Source organism: Rhodococcoides sp. S146-33 (assembly GCF_059489205.1).
Genome location: NZ_JCAJWY010000002.1, coordinates 832297 through 844345 on the forward strand (window position 1 = coordinate 832297; position 12049 = coordinate 844345).

Below are 12049 nucleotides of genomic sequence, written 5' to 3' on the forward strand. Positions count from 1 at the left end.
CTACCGGGTGGGGCTCTTCGCTTGCGACAATCTCGTGGCGCGTTCGGGTCGGCCCGCTCGCCGCGAGGTGACACGAAGACGTATCCGGCCGTTGGCCGAATGTGAAAGGGAGATCCGGTGAAGTCGAACGACACCGCAGTGCTGGTGACGGTGACGGGACCCGACAAGCCGGGCGTCACCTCGGTGCTCTTCGCGGCATTGTCTCGGCACGAGGTGAGCCTTCTCGACGTGGAGCAGGTGGTCATTCGCGGCAGGCTGACCCTCGGTGTCCTGTTGACTTGTCCGCGCGATCCCGAAGCGCTGCAGGAAGAGCTCGAAGACGCCATGGCCACGGTCGGGGTGCATGTGGACGTCGAGATCGGCGCTGCGCAGAGCGGTGGTCGGAGCCTGGGCACACATGTCGTCGTCGTTCTCGGTCGACCCGTGACAGCGCGGGCGTTCAGCACCATCTCGCGCGAGTTGGCCCGTCAGGGCGCGAATATCGACTCCATCCGCGGAGTTGCCGACTACCCCGTGACGGGCCTCGAACTGCAGGTGACTGCAACCGACACGTCACCGACTGCCGATGTCGCACTCCGTACCGGTCTCGCGGCGATCGCAGCGGGAATCGGTGTGGACGTCGCTGTCGAGAGGGCAGGCATCGCGCGTCGCTCGAAGCGGCTCATCGTGTTCGACGTCGACTCCACGCTGGTACAGGGCGAGGTCATCGAGATGTTGGCTGCGCGTGCCGGACGCGAGGAGGAAGTGAGAGCTGTCACCGAAGCGGCGATGCGCGGCGAGATCGACTTCACGGAGTCCCTCGAACAGCGGGTCGCCGTACTGGCAGGTCTCGACGAATCGGTCATCGACGAGGTGGGCGAAAGTCTGGAGCTGACGGCGGGCGCACGAACCACCATTCGAACCCTGCGACGACTCGGGTTCGCGTGTGGAGTCGTATCCGGAGGTTTCCGGCAGGTCATCGAAGGTCTGGCCCACGAACTCGAACTGGATTACGTCAAGGCGAACACGCTCGAGATCATCGACGGCAAGCTCACCGGCCGCGTGATCGGTGAAGTGGTCGACCGAGCGGCGAAGGCGACCGCATTGCGCGAATTCGCCGCGCAATCGGGAGTACCGATGGAGCAGACGGTGGCGGTCGGCGACGGAGCCAACGACATCGACATGCTCACTGCGGCCGGCCTCGGCGTCGCCTTCAACGCCAAGCCTGCCCTTCGCGAAATTGCCGACACCGCCATCTCGCATCCGTACCTGGATGCGGTGCTGTTCATTCTCGGCGTCACGCGCCACGAGATCGAAGCTGCGGATGCAGTCGACGGGGGAGTCCGTCGCGTCCCGATCCCATGATCGGCGAGCACCCGGCCGGCAGTCCCGAGATCGGATATCCCGAGGTCGGCGATGTGACACCTGAGCTGACCGGCGAGAACGACGCCGAAGAGTTCCTGGCGGAGAACACGTTCGACTCGCGTCATGCCGAGCTCGCCCGTGGGTACGGAGGAGCCGAGGATCCGGCAGACCCGGCGGACGTTCTGGCCATGCCGTTGGTTCTGCACATTCCGAAGACGGATCCGCCGTTGCGCAGCGAGTTGCTCGAGGCAGCCGCCCGGGCGACGGTAGCGCTGTGCCTCGACCCGCGTGTGGGTCCCGGTGCCTCCTGGCACGATGCCTTCGCCGAATGGACGTCGGCTCGAATTCGCAAGGTTGCCCGTCGGGCACGGGGTGCGCAATGGGCGGCCGCACAGGACGTCCCGGGAGTCACGGTCGTCGTGGGCGGCGCATCGGCACGAGCATTCGTTCCCGGTCGCGTCGGCGACCTCGATCCACGGATAAAACGGCTGCAGATCGGTGGTACCGATGTTCCACCAGACGAGGCATCCGAGCCAGGGGCGGGTCCGGTGCTGTGGGTCGATGCGTCGTTGTCCATGACGGTGGGGAAGGCTGCCGCTCAGGTGGGGCATGCCTCGATGTTGCTTGCCGGAGCGATGAGCGTGGAGGAGTGCCGAGACTGGGCGTCGGCGGGCTACCCGTGCTCCGTTCGTCCAGCGGATCGACAGCAGTGGGCACGCGCGCAGGACGAGGTTCGCGATGGGCGTGCCGTCGCGGTGCGAGATGCGGGCTTCACCGAAGTGGCACCGGGCTCCACGACAGTGATCGCGGTTCGCTGACGCCCGTGTCCCGAGTGGGGGGTCCACTGTCGTAGAACTGGCTATGCAGAACATATCCAGTAGTACGGAGACTGGGAGTATGTTCACCTCACCACGTCGCGCAGTCGCCGGTCGTCGTCTCCCGTCCCGGTTGGTTGCTCTCTACGTCGGGTTGTGGCTGTACGGGGCGTCCATGTCCTCGATGATCGCCGGTGGCCTCGGTGTCAATCCCTGGGACGTGTTCCACCAGGGCCTCGAACGCCACGTCTCGCTCAGCTTCGGGACCATCACCGCGCTCACCGGAGTGGCCGTGCTGCTGATGTGGATTCCGCTGCGACAGCGTCCGGGTCTGGGGACCGTGAGCAACGTCGTGGTGATCGCAGTGGCCGTGGATGCGACGTCGGCGCTGTTGCCGCATCTCGACGGTCTCGTGATTCGATCGCTGGCCATGGTGTCGGGGATCGTGCTGAACGCCTTTGCCACAGCCCTGTACATCGGTGCCGGAATGGGCCCTGGCCCACGCGACGGTCTGATGACCGGTCTGGTGGCGAGAACCGGGTGGTCGATCCGGCTCACCCGCACCGGAATCGAGTTGACCGTCGTGCTCACCGGTTGGCTGCTCGGCGGCACGCTGGGGCTCGGAACGGTGCTCTACGCCCTCGGAGTCGGTCCACTCGTGCAGCTTTTCATGACCTACCTGCCCGCGCTACGGAACACCAGCACCGTGGAGCCGGTCACCGATATCGTCGAACCTGCCTCCAGCGCAGCAGTATCCGGCGGTACTCCGTCCGGGTACGACGAATCGAGTACCGGGACGAACCGAGACGTCGACCAACTCGGGCAGGCCAATTTTATCTCGGCGGGTCCGCCCGAGTGCAGGATCAAGAGCGAACTCGCATCGTCGACCTGCCCGCCGTCCGAGGCGTAGGACCGGACGTCGGAACCGTCGACCCACGCTGCGATCGTGCGTACCGAGTCGTCGTTCCACCGATCCGTGTCGAATTCCCTACCGGCAGAGTCGAACCACACCAGGTCAGGTCGGCCGGTCGGCGTTGCACGGCCGGTGAAGAATTCCTGCTGTCGCAGCGTCGGAGCACTCGCTCGGACGCGCAGCAATCGGCCGACGAATCGAATCATGTTCTGATCGGCGCTGTTCCAATCGATTGCCCACGCGTCTTCGATCGGTGCGTCCTCGGGAACGCAGTACGCGTTGTTGTTGCCGAACTGCGTGTGGCCCAGTTCGTCGCCGGCGAGGAGCATCGGCGTACCGGTCGAGAGAGTCAACGTGGCCAGCAGGGCGCGCACGTGGCGACCACGGGCGTCGAGTACGGATGGATCGTCGGTCTCGCCCTCGACACCGTGGTTGACAGAGGAGTTGTTGTCGGTGCCGTCTCGGTTTTCTTCCCCGTTGGCTCCGTTGTGCTTTCGTTCGTAGGACACCAGGTCGCGGGCGGTGAATCCGTCGTGTGCAGTGACGAAGTTGATCGACGCCCACGGCAATCGGCGGCTACCCGCGAACAGATCCTCGGAACCGGCCAGGCGAGATGCCAGTTCACGAACGCCGTGGTGGCCTGCCCAGAAGCCTCGAACCGTGTCGCGGTAGCGATCGTTCCATTCGGACCACGCCATGCCGAAGTTTCCGACCTGGTAACCGGCACCGGTGGCGTCCCACGGCTCGGCAATCAGCTTGACCTGGGCCAGCAGGGGATCGACGGCTATCGCGGTCAGCAGCGGTGCGCGGGGGTCGAATCGCCAACCACCGGGCCGCCCGAGCGTGCTGGCAAGGTCGAACCGGAATCCGTCGACGCCCATCTCGTCCACCCAGTAGCGCAGACTGTCGCACACCATGCGTATGACCGCGGGCGATGCCGAGTCGAGGGTGTTGCCGCAGCCGGTCAGGTCGACGTCCGATCCGCGGCCGTCGAGCAAGTAGTAGCCGGGAGCGTCGAGGCCGCGCCAACTGATGGACGGCCCGTCGACCGAGGACTCGCACGTGTGGTTGTAGACGACGTCGAGGATCACCTCGATCCCTGCGCCGTGCATCGCGTCGACCATGGTGCGAAACTCGTCGACCTCGTTGCCGGTAACAGCAGCGAACCGGGGGTCCGGTGCGAAGTACGACCCCGTCGAGTAGCCCCAGTGGTTCCGCATTCCGCGGGCACGCACACCGGGCTCGGTGAAGGTGGTGTGGACCGGTAGCAATTCGATCGACGTGATGCCGATACGCGCGAGATGTTCGAGTACCGCGGGTTGGGCGAGTCCCAGGTAGGTGCCGCGAAGATGTTGAGGGACAGCAGGATTGCGGGCAGTGAAGGATCCCACGTGCAGCTCGTAGAGAACGGTGCGGTCCCAGGGCACGAACGGGCGCGCCGGTCGATCGGAGCGCGCGAGAGATGCGCGAACCACGGCGAGAGGGAGGTGCCCGAGCGAATCGCGAGTGCTGGGCAACCCGAACGGATCGTCGTCGTAGGCCAACAGAGCCGACGGGTCCCCGAATTCTCCACTGATCTGGCGCGCGGACGGGTCCAGCAGAATTTTCGCACCGTTGAATCGACGTCCCGCGTGTGGATCCCACCGGCCGTACGCGCGGAAGCCGTATCGGTCACCGGGTCGAACGCCAGGAACGAAGCCGTGCCGAACGCCGAACGTGCTGCTCGTCAGTTCCAGCCGTCGTTCGCCGCCATCCGGGTCGATCAGGCAGACCTCGATGCCATCGGCCTCGGGCGCGTGGACTGCAAATTGAGTACCAGTCGACATCGGGGTGGCCCCGAGAGGGAACGGTGATCCAGGTGGATTGGAGCCGGTTTCCGGGTCCGCTGTTCGATGGGCACCGGCGGGCAGATCGTGAGTGGGCGACACGCGTGCACATCCTGCCGTGAATGCAGGGTCGATGTGCGGGAAGATAGGCGTCGTGTCCGAACCAGATCCCGACCTGCTCGTAGATTTCACCGACGTCGTCGTCCGCCGTGGTGGTGTGACCTTGGTGGGGCCCGTCACCTGGAAGGTGGAACTGGACGAACGGTGGGTCGTCCTCGGGCCGAACGGTGCCGGAAAGACATCGTTGCTGCGCATTGCAGCGGCCGAAATCCATCCGACATCGGGTGTGGCCCACGTGCTGGGCGAGGTCATGGGCAAAGCCGACGTCTCCGAACTCCGGCCCCGGATCGGGTTGTCGTCGTCCTCGCTGGCCCACCGCATTCCGGCCGACGAGCTCGTGTCCGATCTGGTGGTCTCAGCGGGATACTCCGTGCTGGGGCGCTGGCGCGAGAAGTACGACGCAGTCGATACCGAACGCGCTGTGGAGATGCTGGAAAGTCTCGGTGCGGAGCACCTCGCCACCCGCACCTACGGCACCCTCTCGGAAGGCGAGCGCAAGCGGGTTCTGATCGCGCGTGCGCTGATGACCGACCCCGAACTGCTGCTGCTCGACGAGCCCGCGGCGGGCCTCGACCTGGGCGGCCGCGAAGAACTGGTGGCTCGACTTGCCGACATCGCCGCCGACCCTGATTCTCCTGCCACCGTGCTGATCACCCATCACGTCGAGGAAATCCCCCCGGGTTTCAGTCACGCATTGCTGCTCAAGGAAGGCGGTGTGGTGGCCCAAGGGCTGGTGGACGATGTCATCACCGCCGAGAACCTGACCGAGGCGTTCAGCCAGTCGATCTCGCTCGACCGTGTCGACGGTCGCTACTTCGCCCGCCGCACCCGTGCTGCCGGCGCGCACCGACGCTAGCGCTGGACCGGACCGATCTCACTGGGCTGCTCAGCGGTACGTTGCCTTTCATGAGCTCGAACAGTGCTGCCGATCACGTACCCGCACGTGACGCCTCGACAGTCATCCTGATCCGTGACGGACGCGTCCGTTCCGAGATAGAGGTATTTCTTCTCGAACGGGTAGGCGGAATGGCCTTCGCGGGCGGAATGACGGTATTTCCCGGCGGCGGTGTGGACCCGTCGGACGCTGCCGCTGACGTGGGGTGGGCAGGCCCACCGCCCTCCTGGTGGGCCGAACGCCTCGGAACCGACGAGGGCAAAGCACAAGCGTTGGTGTGCGCTGCGGCGCGCGAGACGTTCGAGGAGTGCGGAGTACTGCTGGCCGGGTCGGCATCGGATTCCATCGTGGCCGACACTGCGCCGTTCGCCGCCGAGCGAGGTCGACTCGAACGTCGCGAGCTCTCGTTCGCCGAATTCCTCACCGCCCACGATCTGGTGCTGCGCTCGGACCTGCTCAGGCCGTGGTCTCATTGGATTACACCGGTGGGCGAAGCGCGACGGTACGACACTCGGTTCTTCGTCGCGGTGCTCCCGGAAGGCCAGAAGGCGGACGGGGAAACCAGCGAAGCAGCGTCGGTCAGTTGGCGTTCGACCGGTGATGCCTTGGCTGATTGGCGACAGGGAAACACCATCCTGCTCCCACCGACGTGGAGCCAGTTGGACGCACTGTCTCGGTTCGACACCGTCGCCGATGTCGTCGAACACGAACGAGACATCATCCCGGTCCTCCCTGTTCTCACCCGCGAGGATGGCGCGGTCCGGGTGGTCTTCGACGGGGAAGACGCGTACTACGCCGGAGCGCGACATCCTTGGGCAGATCGCTGAACCGTCGCCGGGTAGCCTTTCCGCCCATGGCTGAGTTCGTGAATCTGGAAGTATCCGACGGCATCGGCACCATCCGCTTGGACCGACCGCCGATGAATGCCCTCGATCGTCAGATGCAGGAAGAGATTCGCCAGGCGGCGCGAGAAGCCACTGTGAACACCGACGTCAAGGCGGTCGTCGTCTACGGCGGCGAGAAGGTATTCGCGGCCGGTGCCGACATCAAAGAGATGGTGGCGATGTCGGCGGCGGAAATGGCGGAGATCGCTGGGGACCTGCAGGCCGCTCTCGGCTCGCTGAGTACCATTCCCAAGCCGGTGGTCGCCGCGGTCACCGGATACGCGCTGGGCGGTGGACTCGAGGTCGCTCTCGGTGCCGATCGTCGCATTGCCGGAGACAACGCCAAGTTCGGTGTCCCCGAAGTGCTCCTCGGTGTCATTCCCGGCGGCGGCGGCACTCAACGACTCGCGCGGCTGATCGGCCCGAGTCGAGCCAAGGACATGGTCTTCACCGGCCGGTTCGTCGGAGCGGAGGAGGCCCTGCGGATCGGTTTGGTGGACGAGGTGGTGGCCCCCGACGAGGTGTACAACGCTGCGCGGGCGTGGGCCGAGCAGTTCACCACGGGAGCATCGCGGGCGCTCGCTGCCGCAAAAGCCTCGATCGATCAGGGGCTCGATGTCGATCTCACCAGCGGCCTTCGTATCGAGGCCCAGCAGTTCGCGGCCCTGTTCGCCACCGACGATCGCACGATCGGGATGAAGTCCTTCGTGGCAGACGGCCCGGGCAAAGCGACCTTCACGGGCCGGTGACCCGGCCCGCGGAAACCGACGGAGTTGTTTCACAGCTACTGGATAGTAGGCTCGCCTGATGACTGCAAGCCCCCACGATCCTGCCCCGAACCCGCACGCCACTGCCGAGCAGGTCGAGGCAGCACGATCGGACACCAAACTGGCGCAGGTGCTCTACCACGACTGGGAAGCCGAGACCTACGACGACAAGTGGTCGATCTCCTACGACGAGCGCTGCATCGACTACGCCCGCGGAAGGTTCGATCAGGCTGTCTCCGGGGATGCCGACGCGCAGGCCGCTCTGCCGTACGGCCGCGCCTTGGAATTGGGCTGTGGAACCGGTTTCTTCCTGCTCAATCTGATGCAGGCGGGTATTGCGAACAAGGGCTCGGTCACCGACCTGTCTCCGGGAATGGTGAAGGTTGCTTTGCGTAACGCCGGGCACCTCGGTCTCGACGTGGACGGCCGAGTTGCCGACGCCGAGACCATTCCGTACGACGACAACACGTTCGATCTGGTGGTCGGACACGCAGTGCTGCATCACATCCCAGACGTCGAGCAGTCCCTGCGCGAGGTGTTGCGCGTGCTCAAGCCCGGCGGGCGATTCGTCTTCGCGGGCGAACCCACCACCGTCGGCAACTTCTACGCTCGCTGGCTCGGACGGATCACCTGGGAAACGACCACTCGCGTGACGAAGCTGCCGTTCCTGGCGAGTTGGCGCAAGCCGCAGGAAGAGCTCGACGAGTCTTCGCGAGCCGCTGCGCTCGAGGCCGTCGTCGACCTGCACACATTCGATCCCACCGATCTGGAAAGCATCGCGTTGTCGGCCGGTGCCGAGCGCGTGCAGGCCAACACCGAGGAGTTCGCCGCTGCCTTGCTCGGGTGGCCGGTGCGGACGTTCGAGGCGGCGGTCCCCGCGGGGAAGCTGGGCTGGAACTGGGCGAAGTTCGCTTTCGGCGGTTGGAAGACGCTGAGCTGGGTCGACGAGAACGTGCTGCAGCACGTGGTGCCGCGCGGGCTGTTCTACAACGTGATGATCACCGGCACCAAGCCCGCCCCTCGCGCTTGATCGGCTCGGGCCGCCGCACACCCCGCTTTCGAGTCCGCTAGTGGGCTACGACTTCACCGGCACCGACCTCGACTTCCTGGGAAGCGAGGCCGGTGCCGGAGCTCTTGCTGTGGTCGACGGTCTCGACCTGATTGCTCGAACTTCGGTGCGCGACACAGCTTTCGTGCGCACACGGTTCCCCGATCACGCGAGCGCCCTGATCGAAACCGTCACGGTCCGTCGCAAGGCCCGAGTGAAATTGTTCGGCTCCGATCATTGGCTGGTGACCGACGACGCCGTCCAGCAAGCCACTCCGACGCTCGTGGCGCGCAGGCGTGCCGCGCGGCTGGCCGGCCGTCGAGTACACGATGTGACGTGCTCCATCGGCAGTGAACTGGCGGTGCTGGCCGGGTCGGCCGAGTTGGCGGTGGGGAGTGATCTGGATCCGATCCGGCTTCGGATGGCCGCACACAACGTCCCGGGTGCAACCCTGCTGCAGGCCGACGCACTGACACCGACGACGCGGGGGACCGTCGTCGTTGCTGATCCCGGCCGACGAGCGGGCGGGCGGCGACGCCATGATCCGGCAGCGCTGCAACCTCCGTTACCGGATTTGTTCGACGCCTATCGTGGCCGAGATCTGGTGGTCAAATGTGCTCCCGGTCTCGATTTCGATACCCTCGAATGGCCCGGCGAGATCGAGGTGGTCTCGCTCGACGGGGGAGTGCGCGAAGCGTGCCTCTGGTCGGAAGGGCTCAGCGAGAGGGGCATTCGGCGTCGAGCGGCAGTTCTTCGATCCGACGGCAGTGCACTGGACATCACCGATTCCGAATCCGACGACATTCCGGTTCGGCCGCCGGGGCGATACATCGTCGACCCCGACGGGGCGGTGGTCAGGGCCGGCCTGGTTCGTCACTACGGTGCCAGATTCGGTCTGTGGCAACTCGATCCGAGAATCGCGTACCTGACCGGCGATACGGTACCGGCCGGGGTACGCGGCTTCCGGGTTCTGGAGCAGTCGAAATTTTCCGAGAAAGTGCTTCGGCAGCAACTGAATCGGATGGACTGCGGCTCGGTCGAGATTCTCGTGCGCGGGGTCGACGTGGATCCGGCAATATTGCGACCCAAGCTCAAGCTTCGTGGAACCGTCGCGCTCTCGGTGGTGATCACGCGCATCGATCGGTCCGCGGTGTCTTTCGTCTGCGCTCCCGGCGCGATCGATCAGCCGGTGTAGGTGAAGATCTCACCCAGGTAGCTGGCGGTGACCACCTGTCCGTCCGGCCCGATCGACGTACCGACGGTGGAGCCGACGACGTCGGGAACAGGCTGCGAGTCCACTGACTCGCCGGTTGCGGAGTCGAAGGTGATCAGCGCCAGTCCGTCGCCGTCGCGGACGACGGTGTGGCCGCGGCCGTCTGCGGACTGTGCTGCTGCTCCGGCCTGTTCGATATCGTCGCGCACCCACTTCCGCTCGACGGAATCACCGTTGTCACGCAATCCGATCAAGGTGCCGTCGCCCCCCGCAGGGACGATCGTGCCGTCCGAGGCGATCGACGGGGAGGCGCCGACGCCGATTCCGGTGCCCTCGGTCCACTTCTGCCGGCCGTCGGCGGTGTCGAATGCGGTCAATCGGCCGTCGACGTCGGCCACGTAGACCGTCGACCCGTCCTCGGACAACACCGGAGACGACGCGACTCCTGCGGGCAACAGGTCCGAGGACCATCGTTCGGTCAGCCCGGGGGAGCCGTCTCGGTCGTACTGCAGTGAGACGAGTTGCGGCGCAATCGAACCCGGACGCCACAGGGTGAGGTAGATCGCTCCGGTTGCCGCGTCGACCGCTGGTGCGGCGGGGACGAGGCATTCCGGCCCTCCTGCACTGCACTCGTCGAGCCCGGTGTCGACCGGCTGAAAATCGGAGTTCGGATCGGTGAGAAAGTTCGGCGTGGGAACGAGGTCGAGGATGGGCACTCGAAGCTGCCCGTTCTGTGTGTCCAGAACGCTGATCTGACCCATCTGGGTCACCGAGAGCAGGCTCCCGTCTCCGAGGAACTGAGCGGACTTCGGCACCCCGTACGCCGGTGTCCGCCAACGAAGTTGCCCATGGTCGTTGTACGAGTTCATGCCGCCGTCGTCACCGATGTACACGTTGATCGCGGAGTCGACGGTAGGCGTTGCGGTCACGACCGAAGGCCCGACGCGGTTGCACCAACGCTTGCGAGCGGAGTCGATCTCGAAGGAGAAGAGGTTGCACCCGGACTCGGTGGCGGCCGTGACGAACATCTGACCCGTCGAGCCGATGGACACCGGAGAGCTCACGGTGCCGCCGGTGGGCCGGGTCCAGTCCAACGTGAGAGGCGAATCCACCGATACTGCGGTCGATCCACTGTTGTGCGCGTTCGCGTGCGCTGCAGGCCACGAATCGGGTGAGAGCGGTTCGATGGCGGTGGTGTCGGAACTGCAGCCGCTCAGGGTCACCAGCACAATCGCAGCAGCGAACGCAGTGACCTTTCTGCCGGTCCTGCCGTGGGCACTGCCGCCGTGCATCGATCGCTCCCCATCAGTTCTTTCGTGCCCGACGCGGTGCCGGGGCGTCCTGTTCTCCTGCGCCGACGAGCAACAGTCGACAGGCAACACTAGCCCGCCGACGGGTGCCGGCAGAGGGCGGGCGAACGAGAAACTAGGGTGATCGTCCATGACGAGTATGTGGAACGCGCCGCTGCGGACACGCTGGCGCGGGTCGAGACGACGCGACACCGAGCAGGCGCGTTTCCTCACGCGTGCGTCCCTCGATTGGGTGCTCGCGAACAAGGCGTACACACCCTGGTATCTCGTGCGGTACTACCGATTGGCGAAGTTCAAGCTGGCCAATCCGCACGTCATTCTCAAGGGGATGGTGTTCCTCGGCAAGAACGTCGAGATCCACTCCACCCCCGAGCTCTCGCGTCTCGAGATCGGGCGTTGGGTACACATCGGCGACGGTAATGCGATTCGTTGTCACGAGGGTTCGCTGCGGATCGGTGACAAGGTGGTGTTCGGCAAGGACAACGTCGTCAACACCTACCTCGATATCGAGATCGGTGCTTCGACGCTGGTGGCCGACTGGTGCTACATCTGCGATTTCGATCATCGAATGGACGATGTGAACATGCCCATCAAGGATCAGGGAATCGTCAAGGGACCGGTGCGAATAGGGCCGGACACCTGGATCGCCGCCAAGGTGACCATTCTGCGCGAGACCAGGATCGGCCGGGGCTGCGTGCTCGGTGCCCATGCCGTGGTCAAGGGCGAGATCCCCGATTACAGCATCGCCGTCGGTGCCCCGGCAAAAGTCGTCCGCAACCGGAAGGACGCGTGGGAAGCCGGTGCGGCAGACCGCGCGAAATACGTTGCTGCGCTGGAGGACATTGCGCGCAAGAAGGCCCTCGGGCAGGCCGAGGCCGCGCGGGAGAGCTGACACCGAGGTGAGCGGAACTTCG

The 12049-nt window shown here is 65.4% G+C and carries 10 protein-coding genes and 1 pseudogene; 9 read left to right on the forward strand and 2 right to left on the reverse strand.

All coding sequences use genetic code 11. The features are described from left to right. Positions 1–117 precede the first annotated feature (117 nt). The 3 genes and pseudogenes from serB to yczE form a co-directional block, all read left to right on the forward strand. Positions 118–1344 carry a phosphoserine phosphatase SerB gene (gene serB, locus AC5WEY_RS12410; RefSeq protein ID WP_057477542.1) on the forward strand — a complete coding sequence of 409 codons (1227 nt, stop codon included), beginning with the start codon at positions 118–120 and terminating at the stop codon, positions 1342–1344. Next, positions 1341–2162 carry a peptidyl-tRNA hydrolase gene (locus AC5WEY_RS12415; RefSeq protein WP_495646108.1) on the forward strand — a complete coding sequence of 274 codons (822 nt, stop codon included), beginning with the start codon at positions 1341–1343 and terminating at the stop codon, positions 2160–2162. Before serB ends, AC5WEY_RS12415 begins: the two co-directional genes overlap by 4 nt. Before the next feature lie 79 nt (positions 2163–2241). After that, a pseudogene (yczE, locus tag AC5WEY_RS12420) lies at positions 2242–2823 on the forward strand (membrane protein YczE); the annotation flags it as partial. Positions 2824–2834: 11 nt separating this feature from the next. Here the strand turns inward: yczE and glgX are convergent. After that, complete coding sequence (gene glgX, locus AC5WEY_RS12425) at positions 2835–5000, reverse strand: glycogen debranching protein GlgX (protein ID WP_495646109.1); 2166 nt, start codon at positions 4998–5000, stop codon at positions 2835–2837. A gap of 31 nt (positions 5001–5031) precedes the next feature. Between glgX and AC5WEY_RS12430 the strand changes: the two genes are divergently transcribed. Genes AC5WEY_RS12430 through AC5WEY_RS12450 form a run of 5 tightly spaced genes read left to right on the forward strand, consistent with a single transcriptional unit; the run spans position 5032 to position 9807 of the window. Further along, complete coding sequence (locus tag AC5WEY_RS12430) at positions 5032–5874, forward strand: ABC transporter ATP-binding protein (RefSeq protein ID WP_057477763.1); 843 nt, start codon at positions 5032–5034, stop codon at positions 5872–5874. A 50-nt stretch (positions 5875–5924) separates the two neighbouring features. Then, complete coding sequence (locus AC5WEY_RS12435) at positions 5925–6740, forward strand: NUDIX hydrolase (RefSeq protein WP_495646110.1); 816 nt, start codon at positions 5925–5927, stop codon at positions 6738–6740. A gap of 26 nt (positions 6741–6766) precedes the next feature. Then, a complete protein-coding gene (locus AC5WEY_RS12440) occupies positions 6767–7546 on the forward strand; it encodes an enoyl-CoA hydratase/isomerase family protein (protein ID WP_057477544.1) in 780 nt (259 codons plus the stop codon). Positions 7547–7604: 58 nt separating this feature from the next. Then, positions 7605–8594 (forward strand): class I SAM-dependent methyltransferase, encoded by a 990-nt coding sequence (locus AC5WEY_RS12445; RefSeq protein ID WP_057477545.1) that lies wholly within the window; start codon positions 7605–7607, stop codon positions 8592–8594. A 40-nt stretch (positions 8595–8634) separates the two neighbouring features. Next, positions 8635–9807 carry a THUMP-like domain-containing protein gene (locus AC5WEY_RS12450; RefSeq protein WP_495646111.1) on the forward strand — a complete coding sequence of 391 codons (1173 nt, stop codon included), beginning with the start codon at positions 8635–8637 and terminating at the stop codon, positions 9805–9807. On the opposite strand, the gene AC5WEY_RS12455 is transcribed toward AC5WEY_RS12450, so the two are convergent. Next, positions 9795–11117 carry an outer membrane protein assembly factor BamB family protein gene (locus tag AC5WEY_RS12455; RefSeq protein WP_495646112.1) on the reverse strand — a complete coding sequence of 441 codons (1323 nt, stop codon included), beginning with the start codon at positions 11115–11117 and terminating at the stop codon, positions 9795–9797. The two genes, AC5WEY_RS12450 and AC5WEY_RS12455, sit on opposite strands and share 13 nt — an antisense overlap. A gap of 148 nt (positions 11118–11265) precedes the next feature. Between AC5WEY_RS12455 and AC5WEY_RS12460 the strand changes: the two genes are divergently transcribed. After that, on the forward strand, positions 11266–12027 hold the full coding sequence (locus tag AC5WEY_RS12460; RefSeq protein ID WP_495646113.1) for an acyltransferase: 762 nt from the start codon (positions 11266–11268) through the stop codon (positions 12025–12027). Positions 12028–12049 lie beyond the last annotated feature (22 nt).